Origin of the sequence: Bacillus cereus group sp. BfR-BA-01430, assembly GCF_022663115.1 — a bacterium.
GTDB lineage: Bacteria > Bacillota > Bacilli > Bacillales > Bacillaceae_G > Bacillus_A > Bacillus_A cereus_BD.
Window position 1 is genome coordinate 1 of record NZ_JAKUEW010000022.1, and the last position, 15,822, is coordinate 15,822.

The window sequence follows — 15,822 nt, forward strand, 5'->3', positions numbered from 1 at the left end:
ATCAATGGACACTCAAAAAAATGGCTCCGGTACAATACCGGAACCATCTTTTAAGTGCTTGATTTTTAAAGGTCTTTTTATTAAACTGTCCATTTTATAGGGTACAGTTCATTCTTACATATACATCTCTTTTGATATAAATTTTTTGGAAATTTTAAATAAAATAAAAAACAGTACCTTGTAATAGACAATACTAAATGATAACATATAGTTGTAGATGGAAAAAAATTCTATATATGAAATAGGAGGGAGAACAATGAATCAGAAATGTATACTGTTAGAAGTTTCTCAAATTCATAAATCTTTTCGAAATATTCCTGTTGTAGAAGAAATGAGTTTTCAAATTTATGAAGGAGAGGTTGTTGGGTTTATTGGGCCAAATGGTGCTGGTAAAACAACAACCATTCGAATGATTCTAAATTTAATTCATCGCGATGGTGGGAGCGTAAAGATTAGTGGTTATGATATTGATTCTGAGTTTAGTCTGGCGATGAAAAAAGTAGGAGCAATTGTAGAAAATCCAAGTTTTCATAGGAATCTATCAGGATATAAAAATTTAAAGTTAATTGCCAATTTAAATGATGTATCAGAAAAAAGAATTTGGGAGGTTCTTAATCTGGTTCAATTACAAACACGGGCGAAAGATAAGGTGAAAGAATATTCACTAGGAATGAAACAGCGTCTTGGTATTGCAATGTCTCTGTTAAAAAAACCTGATTTATTAATTTTAGATGAACCAACAAATGGATTAGATCCACAAGGAATTCGCGATATGAGAAGGATGATGAAAGAGTTAGCAGAAAAAGAAAAAATAGGCCTTCTTATATCAAGTCATATTTTGCATGAACTTGAACAAATTTGTACACGATTTCTCATTTTAAATAAGGGGAAAATTGTTTTAGATTGTAAGCGAGAGAATCTTAATCAAGAAATAGGTTCTTTAGAACATGTATTTTTGGACGCAGTAGAAGGGGGGATAGCTTATGCTTAAAATGGTTAGAAATGAGTTGCTTAAAATGTTTTCTGGAAAAAGAATGTACATATTTATAGTTATTTCCTTTTTATATGTGATTGGTACACTTTTTTCTACGAAACATATGATTGAAAATGTAGACACGATAAAAGCCCAAATCCCTGCTAACTTAAATGTACCAGATGTTCCAGAAATTGTATTGAATGGTTTTTCAGCAACTGCGATTACACTAGATGGGGTATCTAGCTTTTTATTAATTGTATATGTCATTGTATTGGCAGCAAGTAGTATAACAGATGAATATAGAAATGGAACCTTAAAAATGCCACTTTTACAAGGGGTGACGCGAGCTGCCATTATTTGCAGTAAATTAATGGCATTAAGTACTGTTATAGTATTTTTTTTATTCTTTAATTTTATTGTTACAATTATAAGTGGTTCTTACTTATTTGGATTTGGCCAACAATTTATTTTAAAACACCCTAGTTATGGAGAAGTGAAGTTATCAGTGTTTGAAGGAATAGGAGCACTTCTTCAAATGAATGGGGCAACATTACTATTTTTGCTTGCTATAGCGGCGATTGTAATGTATATCTCAATTAAGATAGATAGTACAGCAAATGCAATTGGGATTGGTGTTGGGCTATTATTAGCAATAAATATAATTGGAAGTTTAGGTTTATTTATTAATCCATATTTCATTTTTGGCTATACAAAATTTCATGAGAAAATTTTGAATCAGGATGGGGTGTTGTTAGGGATTGTGGTTTTATTGACACATTTTGGCCTTTTTGCTGTCCTAAGCTTATATGATTTTAAAAAGAAAGACATTGTGCATTAAATAAAGTCTTAAAAAGTATTTTGCTGTAGACTTCTTGTTTCGTAATGAAAGAGAGAATGATTACTAAAATTTGTTTTTTAGTGTTTATAATTCATGAAGAGGGAAGGAAACCTGTTGGAGAAAAAACATTCATCAACAGGTTTTTAAATTTTTTAGCAAGGAATTCACAGGTGCTTTTGGAAATTATAAATAAAAATATAAGATTTTTTATAATTTTCATTGCGAAAAGGACAATCTACTTTTACAATAGAAAGGGTCGTATATATTATACTGAAAAAATAAATCGAAATAATGTGAAAATTTTAGTTTGTCTTTGCTAACTGTATATCGCATACACGTAAGACGACACACATCATGTTATCGACTTGTAAGGAGAGAAGCAAATGAAAAGTGTAAGATTACCGACGATTCCAGAAATCATCATTTTGTTATTACTGTTTCTTGCTGTCGTCTTTTCTTTTCAAACGATTTTTAATCTCCCAATTCAATTAGCGCTATTTATTTCATGGTTTTTAGTGATTGCGCTAGGACTAAGATTAGGATTTCGTTACCAAGAATTGCAAGATGCAATTATAAAGGGAATTGCTAATGGATTAGAAGCCGTTCTTATTTTAGTTGCAGTTGGGGCACTCATTGGGACATGGATTGCTGGTGGCGTTGTGCCAACGTTAATCTATTACGGATTAGAGTTTATTCACCCGAGTATATTCTTATTAGCAACGTTAATCATCTGTTCAATTACTTCGATTGCAACAGGAACATCATGGGGCACAGTGGGAACAGCTGGTATCGCGATGATGGCAATTGGAGAAGGGCTTGGATTGCCACTTCCATTAGTTGCTGGGGCAGTTCTGTCAGGTGCTTATTTTGGTGATAAACTATCTCCACTTTCAGATAGTACAGTACTTGCTGCTTCTATGGCAAAAGTAGATGTAATCGCACACGTTCGAGCGATGCTTGTACTAGATGTCCCAGCTTATATCATTACAGGAATTATGTTTACAATTGCTGGCTGGATGTATGGTGGAGATCATGTTGATTTAAACAAAGTAGAGTTTTTAAAAGGAGCTTTATTGAAACAATTTGATATTAACATATGGATGCTTGTTCCAGCGTTAATTGTTATTATGTTATTAGCAATGAAGCGCCCATCTATGCCAACAATTGCAATGGGAGCACTTCTTGGTGCGATTTGGGCTACCCTTTTCCAAAGTATGCACTTTGGGGAGGCAATTGGAACGGCATATAATGGATTCTCAATTCAATCAGGTATTGAATTTATTGATAAATTATTAAACCGTGGTGGTATTAACGGTATGCTTGGTTCAGTAGCTGTTATTATTTTCGGATTAGGATTTGGCGGCTTGCTTGAAAAACTAGGTGTTTTAAAGGTAATCGTATCGAAATTTGAGAAGAAATTAAATTCTGCCGGAAATGTAACGCTTTCTACATTAATTGTAGCTTTCTTAGCAAATGTATTTGGTTGTGCTATGTACGTATCGTTAATTTTGACTCCAAAAATTATGCAAGAAAACTATGATAAATTAAAATTAGATCGCCGCGTATTAGCTCGTAACTCAGAAGTAGGCGGAACATTAACGGCTGGTATGGTACCATGGTCTGATAATGGTATTTTTATGGCTGGTATTTTAGGGGTAGCAACATTATCATACATTCCATTTATGTGGCTAAGCTTCGTATCTTTAGCTTTAGCAATTATTTATGGATATACAGGTAAATTTATTTGGTATGTAGATGGTGCTGAAAAAGGAAAGCAAGTATCATAAATAAAAGGTCACTTTCTGCTTTTAGCAGAAAGTGACCTTTTATGTTCTAAGGAATCATTCTATTTTATTTATGTACTGAAGTGAGAATTCTTATCATTTGATTGGAATTCTGTTAAAATAAGAAAGGTAGATATTTTATTTTCAAGGGGATGAAAAAATGGAGTATAGAATTGAAAGAGATACATTAGGAGAAATGAAGGTTCCAGCTGACAAATTATGGGCAGCTCAAACGCAGCGCAGTAAAGAAAACTTTCCGATTGGCACTGAGCGCATGCCACTTGAAATTGTAAAGGCTTTTGCTATTTTAAAGAAAAGTGCCGCGATTAGTAATCAAAAATTAGGAAAATTAGCTGAAGAAAAAACAGAAGCGATTGTACAAGCAGCTGATGAAATTATTGAAGGGAAATGGAATGAACACTTCCCTCTTGTTGTATGGCAAACAGGTAGTGGTACACAATCAAATATGAATGTGAACGAAGTGATTGCGAATCGTGGGAGTCAAATTTTGAAAGAAAAAGGGATTGATGCACATATTCATCCAAATGACGACGTGAATATGTCTCAAAGTTCAAATGATACATTTCCAACAGCCCTTCATGTGGCTTGTGTAATGGCAGTGGAAGAGCACGTATTACCAGCTATTGCGAAGTTAAAAGGTACATTAGCAGAAAAGGTAACCGCTTTTCAACATATTATTAAAATTGGTCGTACACATTTGCAAGATGCTACGCCTCTTACATTAGGGCAAGAAATTAGTGGTTGGCATCGTATGCTTGAAAAAACGGAGCGCATGATTGCTGAGAGCAATACATATATGAAGGAGTTAGCGATTGGTGGTACTGCAGTTGGAACGGGAATTAATGCTCATCCTAAATTTGGTGAGATGGTAGCGGCAGAAATTAGCCAATTTACAGGGAAACAGTTCGTTTCTGCGCCGAACAAATTTCATGCATTAACAAGTCATGATGAAGTTGTATTTACACATGGTGCATTAAAAGCATTAGCTGCTGATTTAATGAAGATTGCAAATGATGTGCGTTGGCTTGCAAGTGGTCCGCGCAGTGGTCTTGGCGAAATTATTATTCCAGCAAATGAACCAGGTAGCTCTATTATGCCAGGTAAGGTAAATCCAACACAAAGTGAAGCCTTAACAATGGTAGCAGCGCAAGTTATGGGAAATGATGCAACAATTGGATTTGCGGCCAGCCAAGGGAACTTTGAATTAAATGTATTTAAACCGGTTATTGCCTATAATTTCTTACAATCCGCTCATTTATTAGCGGATGCAACAGTTTCATTCAATGATAAATGTGCAGTTGGTATTGAAGCGAACGAAGAAGTGATTAAACAAAATGTGAATCGTTCCTTAATGCTTGTAACAGCATTAAATCCGCATATTGGATATGAAAATGCAGCAAAAATTGCAAAGCATGCACATAAAGAGGGATTAACTTTAAAAGAAGCAGCATTGCAGTCAGGATTATTAACAGAAGAACAATTTGACGAAATTGTCGATCCGGAGAAAATGATCGCTCCGAAAGAATAAAAATTTTAAATTGAAACATTCTATCATAGAAGCGAATAAGAGCACTGTCCTACTTATAATAAAAGTGAGACAGTGCTCTTATTTTTAATTTACGTGTCTATCTAATATTTTTACATTTGGACATTTGCTTTTTAATTCGGAAAGAAATTCGTTTTCATTTTGCGGTACACAAGCTGTTAAAGTATCAAATAGTCCATATGCAAATTCAAGTCGTTGTCTTGTCCATTTCTCTGAATGGAGCGGTTTACCATAGTATTTTATATGGCGAATGTCTTCATACAAAATTTCTGTTCTTACAAAACCGTAATGAATAATGAGCGAGGAAGGAGTAAATGTGTAGGTAGATTGAAAGAAATTATATTATATAAGGTCATTCCGACCATAAAGATATTAAGAAGTGAATGACTATCTTGTAGGAAGAAAAGAACGATGAAAGCAATTGCAAGCGAAGAGAATAACATGATGTGAATCGGATTTTGTTTCACTTTAAATTTCAAATCAATCACCTCTATTTCGTATTGAATCATAAAATGTAGATTAATAATAGAAATATGCATAATTGCATATTTCTTAACTTAAGGTTCATGTAAACTATTTAAAGTAAGAAAAACGATATATATTTCTTTTATGATTCAGTTGTTAGTTGTCTGTATTGAGGATGATAGAAATGAGTAGTGAAAAAATAATAAAGATCTGTTTTATATATAGTTGTATGCTTATAATCAGTGGATGCGCCAATCAATTTCAAGACGAATGGAGTCAGAGAAATCGGAAAAAGGATATTATTAAAATGAGCCAAATTTTAGTAAACAGTGCAAAGAAAAAAACAGTTTTGCAAAACGCAAGATAATAATTGTAATCATAAAGAACGAAAAGATGCTCTCTATTTTAAGGGGAGCATCTTTTTTGTTCGTAAAAAAAATTCAAAAGTACAGAATTCATTAAAAGAATGAATCCTTTTTATTAGCATTAAAGGTGTATAGATATATTTTATAAATGTTTGTAAAATAGGTAAACAAAATATTGAAATGTTTGTTTTTGTTATGTTAAGATGATAGATACATAATAAACGAAATAATAATTTGTTTGTATATAAAATAAACGATATGGAGGATTGTTTAGTATGAGTGATATTTCGGAGAAGTTTTGGGAAGCGTCGATTGAAGAATTAAAGAAAGGATATGTGTTTGAGGAAGAAACAGAAGCGTATATTTGTTTAGCGTGTGGAGAGTCCTTTATAAAAGGAGTCATTTATCAAGATCATCAAATTTTATATGAGGCGGAAAAGTTTGTACAAGTACACATTCAAAATGAGCATATATCTATGTTCGATTATTTATTGCATCTTGATAAAAAGTATACAGGTTTAACAGAGTTACAAAAGAAGATGGTTCAATTTTTTTATATGGGATGTAGCGATAAAGAAATTGTGAAAGAGTTGGATGGGGGAAGTACATCGACAATTCGTAATCATCGCTTTACATTGCGTGAGAAAATGAAGCAAGCAAGAGTGTTTTTAGCGTTAATGGAACTGTCTGAAGAAAAGGAAAAAGTGCAATCTAAATTTGTGCCCATTCATAGAACTGCTACGATGGTGGACGATCGTTACAATATTACAGAAGAAGAAAATGATGAAATATTAAAAATGTATTTTACGGAAGGGTTAGATGGTCCGCTTGCTAAATTTCCAAAAAAACAAAAAAGAAAATTAATTATATTGCGCCATTTAATCAAAAAATTTAATCGGAACAAAAAGTATACCGAAAAAGAAGTGAATGAAATTTTGAGAGGTGTATATTCCGATTTTGTAACGTTAAGAAGATATTTAATCGAATATGGCTTTCTTGATCGGACTGATGATGGAAGCAAATATTGGGTGAAGTTATAATAAGAAAGGAAAGAGGAAAATGAATAGAAGAGCAGAATTAAAACAACTATACAAAGAGATAGAGGTGGAAGCAGGCATTTATCTAATTACCAATACAAAAAATCAAAAGATGTGTGTGGAAAGTGCAATGAATTTAAAGATGATGAATGGAAGACGCTTTGAGCTAAATGTAGGTTCACATACAAATCGAGCACTACAAGAGGAATGGAAACAATATGGTGAGGAAGCCTTTACGTTTGAAGTGTTAGAAGTGTTGAAAAAGAAAGAAACAGAATCTTTTCATCCGAAAGAAGAATTGAAAAAACTAGAAGAAAAATGGTTGGAACAATTACAACCATTTGGAGAGCGTGGATATAACCGAGCGATCCTAAAATAAAGGAGAAATGAATGTTGAAGTCATCCGTAGAGAATATGAAAGAAAGTGTAGAATCACAAAATCAAGAAATGAAGGAAAAACCAATATGGCAATCGATGTCTATGTTCTTAGTTCCTTTACTATTAAGTAATGTTTTACAATCAGTCGGACAATTATTTGGTATGGTAATCGTAGGACGCTGGCTTGGGGAACACGATTTAGCCGCTATTTCAGCGTTCTTTCCACTCTTTTTCTTACTTGTTTCCTTTGTAATTGGAATTGGATCTGGTAGCTCCATTTTAATTGGTCAAGCGTATGGGGCTAAAAATGAAGACCGCTTAAAAGCGATTGTTGGGACAACATTAACGTTTACATTTATTATAGGGGTTATTTTAGCGATTGTTGGAAGTATATTTGCAATGGATATTATGCGCTTTATGGGCACACCAGCCAATATTATTGATATGAGTGTGCATTATGCACGGATTTTATTTATTTCGATGCCAGTTTTATTTTTATATTTTGCTTATACAACATTTATGCGCGGAACAGGAGATTCCAAAACGCCATTTTATTTCTTAATTGTTAGTACAGCTTTAAATATGATTTTATTACCTATTTTAGTGTTTGGGTGGATCGGACTTCCGAAGCTTGATGTGTATGGAGCAGCTTATGCATCTGTTATTTCAACAATCATCACGTTTGTTGTAATGCTTATATATTTAAAGAAGAAAAACCATCCATTACAGCTAGATGAGACGGTACGAAAATATCTTCGCATGGATTGGGAGCTGCTAAAATTATTGCTGCGCCTTGGTATTCCAGCAAGTATTAATATGATTTTAGTTTCTTTATCTGAGATTGCGGTTATTGCATTTGTCAATCGCTTTGGTTCGGATGCAACTGCGGCATATGGAGTTGTGAACCAAGTAGCAAGCTATGTACAAATGCCAGCGGTTAGCCTTGGAATTACTGTTTCCATTTTCGCTGCGCAATCAATTGGTGCGAATCAATTTGGGCGATTACAAAAAGTCGTTCGAGCTGGTATTATTATGAACTATGTCATTGGTGGCGTCTTAATTGCTTTCATTTACTTGTTTGCAAGAGAAATTTTATCGCTATTTTTAACAAGCTCAAGTACAATTGACATTGCGTATAGTTTAGTGATGATTACGTTGTGGAGCTATTTGATTTTTGGGCATGCGCAAATTATTGGTGCTACTATGCGTGCAAGTGGAACAGTACTCTGGCCGACGATTATCGGTGTCGTATCGATTTGGCTTGTAGAGGTTCCTGTTGCCTATGTATTATCGTACCATACTGACCTTGGCATAGAAGGAATATGGATTGGCTATCCAGCTGCCTTTATTGTGAGTTTGCTTTTACAATATGGCTATTACCAATTTGTATGGAAGAAAAAACGAATTACACGACTTGTGAGTTAGAAAATAGCAATACCCTGTATGGAGGGGTATTGCTATTTTTATAAATAACTTTTTAACGTAACGTCAAGATGCTGTCTACTCAGTTCGCCATTACTCATATAAAATTCCCAAGCTTTTTCTGGCTTTCCAATAATCTCAAACGAATTTTCAGTAATGTAAATTGCACAATCATCTTCTAAAGCAATGCCTTCTATATTTCCTTCATAACTTTGTAAAAGTGAGTGAAAGGCGATGGCACGGTCTGGTTGATGATAATGCGGACAAAATCTTTTGTTGATGGTTCCCCATCCAAGCGCTTCCGCATAATCATTTTGTTCCTCATTTGAACGAATGCTAGAAGTAAACCAACACATAGCACCAGCGCTAATTCCCGCAATCAACGTTTCCTTTTGTAATGCATGCTGCAAACTTTTATCTATTTCATATGTTTTCCAATATTCCATCATACGCATGTAATTTCCGCCGCCAAGATAAATGAGATCTGCGGAATGAATGAGAGCGGTCTGTTCCTCTTTGTTAGGTTTCCTATTTAATGTGCGTAAAACATGAACCTCACAGTTTAATTGTTTTCCAAAGACATTGAAAAATGATTCAATATAACTTTCATCGTCATGACTCGCTGTTGGAACGAATAATACGTTTGGAGACTGTTTATACGTTAGTTCTACAAGCCTTTCGTTAATAGGAAGATGATTTGCATTTTGTAAATCACCGCCACCAATTACTGTTAACCTCATTTATGAAGCCTCCTCATGATTTTGTTGTGTAAAAGCTTCGATATATAACGGGAGCAATCCTGCTGTAAATAAAGTGAAACTTTAATACGTAGTGGTTTTCTTCATCTCCCTGCTGATTATGAGCCCTCACCAACCGGGCTGTTCCTCTCCTAAAATAGCGAGATAAATATAAAATGAGACGGATTTTTCTTTGTTATTTTCAAAGAGGTTCTTTATAGTATATATATGAGCTTTTACAGATCACGATGGAACAAATTTTTCAGTTTACATAAAGAGGATGTGTGTACAATGTCACTACAATCAAAATATATAGCAGGAATTTCTCTTGGTGTGATGGGGATTGGATTTGCTGCTACTATTCCGTTTCAACATGCAGTAGCAGGAGAAATTATGCAAGGTGGTTTTGAAGCAGGGCTAGTGGGTGGACTTGCTGACTGGTTTGCGGTTACCGCTTTATTTCGTCATCCGATGGGAATTCCTATTCCGCATACGGCACTTTTACCGAAAAATCGCAAGCGCATTACAAAAGGACTTGTTACAACATTAGAAAATGATTGGCTCACAAAGGAAAGTATTACAAGCAAAGTGAAAGAGTTGCAGTTCGCACAAATGGTACTGCAAATTGCAGAAAGAGAACTGCAATCAGAAGCCGTCAAAAAAGGATTTGTTACGATTATTGAAAAAGCGATTCTGCAAATGAATACAGAAAAACTTGCTGTAATCGTAGAAAAAGAACTGAAAACATACTTGCATACAATGGATACAGGAAATATACTGCAAATTTTAATGGATCAACTCGTAAGGCAAGAATATGATGAGAAAGCGCTTGATTATATGTTAGCGAAAGCGAAAGAATGGACTGTGCAAGATGAGGCGCGATATCAGCTTGGAAGCTTAGGGATGAAAGCGATGGAAAATATAAAAGTAGATGGCTTTTTGCAATTTACATTAAAATCATTTATGAATATTATCGATGAAGAAAAAATCGGAAATATTTTGCAGAAGTTTGTCATGAGTAACATTCATAGTTTGCAAAATCCTCATAATCGTACAAGACAGCTAATCATAATGAAAATGCGTGAGGAGTTCGTTCAAGTAAAAGAAAATGAAGCAGTGTTGCAGGAATTACAAAAATGGCAAGAAACGTGGATTGCGAACTGGAATGCAGCTGAAAAAATAAAAGAATTATTAGACCAAGTACAAGAAAGAGCACTAACTTTTATTAAAAAAGAAGAATTTACAGATCAGTATTTGTTGCCGTTTATGATGAAGCAACTCAATAAAATAAAAGAAGATATAGAAGTAGTGCAAAAAATGGAGAATTGGTTGCAAAAGCAAATTGTGAAACTTGTGGAAAACAATCATTCAAAAATTGGACAACTTGTAAAAGAAAATTTAGATAAATTAGATGATCAAACGCTTATTACAATGATTGAGAAAAATGTAGGGAAAGACTTGCAATGGATTCGTGTCAATGGCGCTGTATGTGGCTTTTTAATTGGGCTTGTGATAGAAGGGATCAAAGCTTTCATATAAAGTGAAACTTTATTTTTTAAAGAACATATTGCTTCTTTTAGAACTTGTCAATGAATAGAAAAAGAAAAAATTCGAATTTTTTGTGACGATATTGTAGGTTTTTGTCTGATTTTGTAGGTTCGCCTATATCATGTGAATAAGCTTTTATAAATACAAATTGAAAGCGTTCGCATGAAGGGGAGGAAGTATATGAAAAAATTCGGACTAGCGACACAAATATTTGTTGCGCTTGTTTTAGGGATTGTAGTAGGGGCAATCTTTTCTGGCAATAAAACAGCGATTTCGTATATTACACCAATCGGTGATATATTTATTCATTTAATCAAAATGATTGTAGTGCCGATTGTCATTTCAGCGCTAATTGTTGCAGTCGCTGGAGTAGGAGATATGAAGAAGCTAGGGAAATTAGGTGGTAAAACAATCCTTTACTTTGAAATTATCACAACAATTGCGATTTTGATGGGACTAATCGCAGCCAACGTATTCCATCCAGGTACGGGTGTTGATATGAACAACTTGCAACAAAGTGATATTTCTTCATATAAGCAAACGGCTGATGCAACGCAAAAACAAGGTTTTGCAGAAACAATTGTTAACATTGTACCAAAGAATGTATTTGAATCGATTGCACAAGGTGATTTATTGCCGATTATTTTCTTTTCTGTTTTATTTGGCTTAGGAGTTGCAGCAATTGGTGAAAAAGGAAGACCCGTATTTCACTTTTTTGAAGGTGTACTTGAAGCGATGTTCTGGGTGACAAATCAAGTCATGAAATTTGCACCGTTTGGTGTATTTGCACTGATTGCAGTTACCGTTGCGAAATTTGGAGTGGCAACGTTGCTTCCTTTAGGGAAATTAGTGTTAGCTGTATATATTACTGTGATACTATTCGTAATCGTTGTATTAGGTATAAACGCGCGAATGGTTGGAGTGAATATTTTTACATTAATGAAAATTTTAAAAGAAGAGTTAATCCTTTCATTTACAACAGCAAGTTCAGAAGCTGTTTTACCTAATATAATGAGAAAAATGGAAGAATTCGGTTGTCCGAAGGCAGTTGCCTCTTTTGTTATTCCGACAGGCTATACATTTAATTTAACCGGTTCAGCAATTTATCAAGCGTTGGCAGCATTATTCGTTGCACAAATGTACGGTGTACACATGTCATTTACGCAACAAATTACGCTCTTATTTGTTCTCATGCTAACATCAAAAGGGATGGCAGGAGTACCAGGGGCATCGTTTGTTGTTGTACTTGCAACGTTAGGTTCAATGGGATTACCGCTTGAAGGTATTGCGCTGATTGCTGGTATTGACCGTATTTTAGATATGATTCGATCAGCTGTCAATGTATTAGGAAATGCATTAGCGGCCATTGTTATGTCAAAATGGGAAGGTGAGTTTGATCAAGAGAAAGCAAAACAATATGTAGAAACAGTCAAACAAACAGAAGTAGCATAAGAAATAAAGAAGGAGTGAGTCAAAATGACAACTTTAACTGAAACTACAAAAAATATACGGATTGAAAAAGACTTTTTAGGTGAAAAAGAAGTGCCACTGCATGCTTATTACGGCGTTCAAACAATGCGTGCTGTGGAGAATTTTCCTATTACAGGTTATAAAATTCATGACGGTTTAATTAAGGCGTTTGCGATTGTGAAAAAAGCAGCTGCACTTGCCAATACAGATGTTGGACGATTAGATTTGAAAAAGGGCGGTGCTATTGCGGAAGCGGCGCAGGAAATTCTAGAAGGCAAGTGGCATGATCAATTTATCGTAGATCCGATTCAAGGCGGAGCTGGAACGTCTATGAATATGAATACAAATGAAGTCATTGCCAATCGTGCACTTGAATTATTAGAGAGAGAAAAGGGAGACTATCAGTATATTAGCCCAAATAGCCATGTGAATATGGCGCAATCAACAAATGATGCATTCCCAACAGCTATTCATATTGCTACATTAAATGCATTGGAAGAATTATTGCAAACAATGGGATATATGCATGATATTTTTGAATTGAAAGCAGATCAATTCGACCATGTCATTAAAATGGGTCGTACGCACTTACAAGACGCTGTGCCAATTCGTCTTGGACAAGAATTTAAAGCGTATGCACGTGTTATTGAACGCGACATAAAACGAATTGAGCAATCCCGTCAACATTTATATGAAGTAAATATGGGAGCAACAGCAGTTGGAACAGGGCTAAATGCAGACCCTGAATACATTGAAGCAGTTGTAAAACATTTATCTTCCATTAGCGGATTACCTCTTGTTGGTGCAGAGGATTTAGTGGATGCAACGCAAAATACAGATGCCTATACAGAAGTATCAGCTGCACTGAAAGTATGTATGATGAATATGTCTAAAATAGCTAATGATTTACGTCTTATGGCATCAGGACCACGTGTTGGTCTTGCAGAAATTATGTTGCCAGCTCGCCAACCAGGTTCATCTATTATGCCTGGTAAAGTGAATCCAGTCATGCCAGAGGTTATTAATCAAATTGCATTCCAAGTCATTGGTAATGATCATACAATCTGTCTAGCTTCTGAAGCTGGTCAATTAGAGTTGAACGTTATGGAACCAGTACTTGTCTTTAACCTACTTCAATCCATTAGTATTATGAAAAATGGTTTCCGTGCCTTTACGGATAATTGTCTAAAAGGGATTGAAGCAAACGAAGGTCGTTTAAAAGAATATGTTGAAAAAAGTGTAGGAATTATTACAGCGGTAAACCCTCATATTGGTTACGAAGCAGCAGCTCGCGTTGCGAAAGAAGCAATTGCTACTGGACAGTCTGTTAGAGATCTATGTATAAAAAATGGTGTTTTATCTCAAGAAGAACTAGACTTAATTTTAGATCCCTATGAAATGACACATCCGGGGATTGCAGGAGCAGCACTTCTAAAGAAAAACTAAAAGAAGAGGGGGGACATTCCTCTCTTCTTTGTTTACAATATAGAAATGATATATATAAATAAGGGTAGGGATGGTATGAGTAAATTTACGGTTTCCTCTGATGGTACATTAGAAACAACATTAAGAGGAGTAGAAGTATTAGCAACACCATTATTAAATAAAGGGGTTGCGTTTACAGAAAAAGAACGAGAAGCATTAGGGTTAAAAGGATTATTACCGCCAGCGGTATTAACATTAGATGAGCAAGCGCGTCGTGCGTATGAACAATTTTGTTCTCAGCCAGATGATTTATTGAAAAATGTATATTTAACGGCGCTTCATGATCGAAATGAAGTATTATTTTATCGTTTATTAACAGACCATTTACGAGAAATGCTTCCAATCGTCTATACGCCAACGGTTGGAGTAGCAATTCAAAGATATAGCCATGAATATCGGAAACCGCGTGGCGTATATTTATCAATTGATGATCCTTCTGGTATTGAAGAAGCCTTTTCTAATATGGGAGCGACAGCTGAAAATGTTGATTTAATTGTTGTAACAGATGGAGAAGGAATATTAGGAATCGGTGACTGGGGCGTAGGTGGTATTAATATTGCAATTGGAAAATTAGCTGTTTATACGGCAGCAGTTGGAATCGATCCTAGTCGCGTATTACCGGTAATTTTAGACGTAGGGACGAATCGAGAGGATTTATTAAATAATCCATTTTATATTGGAAATCGTCACCCTCGTATAACAGGTGAAGCTTATGATGCATTTATTGATACGTTTGTAAAAACAGTATGTAACAAATTCCCGAAGGCGCTGTTACATTGGGAAGATTTCAGTTCCCATAATGCGCGTAAAATTTTAAATAAATATCGTCATCACGTATGTACATTTAATGATGATATTCAAGGGACAGGCGCTGTTTCACTCGCGGCAGTATTATCGGCAGTGAAGGTATCTGGCGTACCACTTTGTGAACATCGCGTTGTTGTTTTTGGAGCTGGTACTGCTGGAATTGGAATCGCTGATCAAGTACGCGATGCAATGATACGTGCCGGGTTATCAGAAAAAGAAGCAACTTCACGTTTTTGGTGCATTGATTATAGCGGTCTTATTACAGATCAAATGGAAAATCTGCTGGATTTCCAAATTCCATACGCGCGTCCATACGCGGAAGTAGAGGGATGGAAACAAAGTGAAACAATACAGCTTGCAGAAGTTGTAAAACATGTGAAACCAACAATTTTAATTGGGACATCAACGGTTGCAGGTGCCTTTACAGAAGAAATCGTGAAAGAAATGGCTTCTCACGTAGAAAGACCAATTATTTTACCAATGTCCAATCCAACGTCACTTGCTGAAGCAAAACCAGAGGATTTGATTCAGTGGACAGAAGGGCGAGCGCTAGTGGCAACAGGAAGCCCATTTGAACCTGTTACCTATAATGGTATAAAATATGTAATTGGACAGTCTAATAATGCACTTATTTTCCCAGGTCTTGGTCTTGGAACGATTGTTGTTCGTGCAAGTGTAATGACAGATGATATGTTTGCGGCAGCTGCAGAAGCGGTAGCAAGTATGGTGGATACAAGTAAACAAGGAGCACCGATTTTACCAGAAGTTGAAGAATTACGTTATATTTCTGAGATTGTTGCAATTGAAGTAGCAAAAGTCGCTGTTGCTGAAGGAGTTGCGCGTGAACAACTGAATGAAAATGAAATAAAGCAAGCTGTTAAAAAAGCGATGTGGGAGCCTACATATCGCAACATAAAAGCAGTTGAGAAAGTAAAAATATAAA

The 15,822-nt window shown here is 35.2% G+C and carries 15 protein-coding genes; 12 read left to right on the forward strand and 3 right to left on the reverse strand.

Features of this window, described 5'->3' with window-relative positions:
- The first annotated feature begins 256 nt into the window (after positions 1-256).
- From MR058_RS21290 to fumC, 4 genes are all read left to right on the forward strand, one after another.
- Positions 257-991 carry an ABC transporter ATP-binding protein gene (locus MR058_RS21290; protein ID WP_242145730.1) on the forward strand — a complete coding sequence of 245 codons (735 nt, stop codon included), beginning with the start codon at positions 257-259 and terminating at the stop codon, positions 989-991.
- On the forward strand, positions 984-1,814 hold the full coding sequence (locus MR058_RS21295) for an ABC transporter permease subunit (RefSeq protein ID WP_242145731.1): 831 nt from the start codon (positions 984-986) through the stop codon (positions 1,812-1,814). The genes MR058_RS21290 and MR058_RS21295 overlap by 8 nt, the downstream gene beginning before the upstream one ends.
- Positions 1,815-2,197: 383 nt before the next feature.
- Positions 2,198-3,601 carry a Na+/H+ antiporter NhaC gene (nhaC, locus tag MR058_RS21300; RefSeq protein ID WP_242145732.1) on the forward strand — a complete coding sequence of 468 codons (1,404 nt, stop codon included), beginning with the start codon at positions 2,198-2,200 and terminating at the stop codon, positions 3,599-3,601.
- A gap of 157 nt (positions 3,602-3,758) precedes the next feature.
- Complete coding sequence (fumC, locus tag MR058_RS21305) at positions 3,759-5,147, forward strand: class II fumarate hydratase (protein ID WP_242145733.1); 1,389 nt, start codon at positions 3,759-3,761, stop codon at positions 5,145-5,147.
- An 84-nt stretch (positions 5,148-5,231) separates the two neighbouring features.
- Here fumC and MR058_RS23485 read toward each other — a convergent pair whose 3' ends face one another.
- Together MR058_RS23485 and MR058_RS23490 are read right to left on the reverse strand one after the other, a co-directional pair.
- On the reverse strand, positions 5,232-5,429 hold the full coding sequence (locus MR058_RS23485; protein WP_313949181.1) for a PH domain-containing protein: 198 nt from the start codon (positions 5,427-5,429) through the stop codon (positions 5,232-5,234).
- Between the two features lie 11 nt (positions 5,430-5,440).
- Positions 5,441-5,674 carry a hypothetical protein gene (locus MR058_RS23490; protein ID WP_313949182.1) on the reverse strand — a complete coding sequence of 78 codons (234 nt, stop codon included), beginning with the start codon at positions 5,672-5,674 and terminating at the stop codon, positions 5,441-5,443.
- A gap of 185 nt (positions 5,675-5,859) precedes the next feature.
- On the opposite strand from MR058_RS23490, the gene MR058_RS21315 reads away from it, so the two are divergent.
- From MR058_RS21315 to MR058_RS21330, 4 genes are all read left to right on the forward strand, one after another.
- Positions 5,860-5,997 (forward strand): hypothetical protein, encoded by a 138-nt coding sequence (locus MR058_RS21315; RefSeq protein WP_242145734.1) that lies wholly within the window; start codon positions 5,860-5,862, stop codon positions 5,995-5,997.
- 273 nt (positions 5,998-6,270) lie between these two features.
- Positions 6,271-7,035 carry a DUF2087 domain-containing protein gene (locus MR058_RS21320; protein WP_242145735.1) on the forward strand — a complete coding sequence of 255 codons (765 nt, stop codon included), beginning with the start codon at positions 6,271-6,273 and terminating at the stop codon, positions 7,033-7,035.
- A 19-nt stretch (positions 7,036-7,054) separates the two neighbouring features.
- Positions 7,055-7,411 (forward strand): GIY-YIG nuclease family protein, encoded by a 357-nt coding sequence (locus MR058_RS21325; protein ID WP_242145736.1) that lies wholly within the window; start codon positions 7,055-7,057, stop codon positions 7,409-7,411.
- Between the two features lie 35 nt (positions 7,412-7,446).
- A complete protein-coding gene (locus MR058_RS21330) occupies positions 7,447-8,835 on the forward strand; it encodes an MATE family efflux transporter (protein ID WP_396021460.1) in 1,389 nt (462 codons plus the stop codon).
- A 38-nt stretch (positions 8,836-8,873) separates the two neighbouring features.
- On the opposite strand, the gene MR058_RS21335 is transcribed toward MR058_RS21330, so the two are convergent.
- The gene (locus MR058_RS21335) at positions 8,874-9,572 is read right to left on the reverse strand and encodes a peptidase E (protein WP_242145738.1); all 699 of its coding nucleotides are present in this window, start codon (positions 9,570-9,572) and stop codon (positions 8,874-8,876) included.
- 288 nt (positions 9,573-9,860) lie between these two features.
- Between MR058_RS21335 and MR058_RS21340 the strand changes: the two genes are divergently transcribed.
- The 4 genes from MR058_RS21340 (at position 9,861) to malS (ending at position 15,821) form a co-directional block, all read left to right on the forward strand.
- On the forward strand, positions 9,861-11,108 hold the full coding sequence (locus MR058_RS21340) for a DUF445 domain-containing protein (protein ID WP_242145739.1): 1,248 nt from the start codon (positions 9,861-9,863) through the stop codon (positions 11,106-11,108).
- A 189-nt stretch (positions 11,109-11,297) separates the two neighbouring features.
- A complete protein-coding gene (locus MR058_RS21345) occupies positions 11,298-12,569 on the forward strand; it encodes a cation:dicarboxylate symporter family transporter (RefSeq protein ID WP_242145740.1) in 1,272 nt (423 codons plus the stop codon).
- 24 nt (positions 12,570-12,593) lie between these two features.
- The gene (aspA, locus tag MR058_RS21350) at positions 12,594-14,033 is read left to right on the forward strand and encodes an aspartate ammonia-lyase (protein WP_242145741.1); all 1,440 of its coding nucleotides are present in this window, start codon (positions 12,594-12,596) and stop codon (positions 14,031-14,033) included.
- A 54-nt stretch (positions 14,034-14,087) separates the two neighbouring features.
- The gene (malS, locus tag MR058_RS21355) at positions 14,088-15,821 is read left to right on the forward strand and encodes an oxaloacetate-decarboxylating malate dehydrogenase (protein ID WP_242145764.1); all 1,734 of its coding nucleotides are present in this window, start codon (positions 14,088-14,090) and stop codon (positions 15,819-15,821) included.
- Position 15,822 lies beyond the last annotated feature (1 nt).

Bases quoted from the DNA above. Each gene is read 5' to 3' on its own strand.
- MR058_RS21340 (WP_242145739.1), top strand. From the start codon at position 9,861: ATGTCACTACAATCAAAATATATAGCAGGAATTTCTCTTGGTGTGATG.
- MR058_RS23490 (WP_313949182.1), bottom strand. From the start codon at position 5,674: ATGATTCAATACGAAATAGAGGTGATTGATTTGAAATTTAAAGTGAAA.
- MR058_RS21320 (WP_242145735.1), top strand. From the start codon at position 6,271: ATGAGTGATATTTCGGAGAAGTTTTGGGAAGCGTCGATTGAAGAATTA.
- MR058_RS21315 (WP_242145734.1), top strand. From the start codon at position 5,860: ATGCTTATAATCAGTGGATGCGCCAATCAATTTCAAGACGAATGGAGT.
- MR058_RS21345 (WP_242145740.1), top strand. From the start codon at position 11,298: ATGAAAAAATTCGGACTAGCGACACAAATATTTGTTGCGCTTGTTTTA.
- MR058_RS21295 (WP_242145731.1), top strand. From the start codon at position 984: ATGCTTAAAATGGTTAGAAATGAGTTGCTTAAAATGTTTTCTGGAAAA.
- aspA (WP_242145741.1), top strand. From the start codon at position 12,594: ATGACAACTTTAACTGAAACTACAAAAAATATACGGATTGAAAAAGAC.
- MR058_RS21290 (WP_242145730.1), top strand. From the start codon at position 257: ATGAATCAGAAATGTATACTGTTAGAAGTTTCTCAAATTCATAAATCT.
- MR058_RS21335 (WP_242145738.1), bottom strand. From the start codon at position 9,572: ATGAGGTTAACAGTAATTGGTGGCGGTGATTTACAAAATGCAAATCAT.
- MR058_RS21330 (WP_396021460.1), top strand. From the start codon at position 7,447: ATGAAAGAAAGTGTAGAATCACAAAATCAAGAAATGAAGGAAAAACCA.
- fumC (WP_242145733.1), top strand. From the start codon at position 3,759: ATGGAGTATAGAATTGAAAGAGATACATTAGGAGAAATGAAGGTTCCA.
- MR058_RS21325 (WP_242145736.1), top strand. From the start codon at position 7,055: ATGAATAGAAGAGCAGAATTAAAACAACTATACAAAGAGATAGAGGTG.
- nhaC (WP_242145732.1), top strand. From the start codon at position 2,198: ATGAAAAGTGTAAGATTACCGACGATTCCAGAAATCATCATTTTGTTA.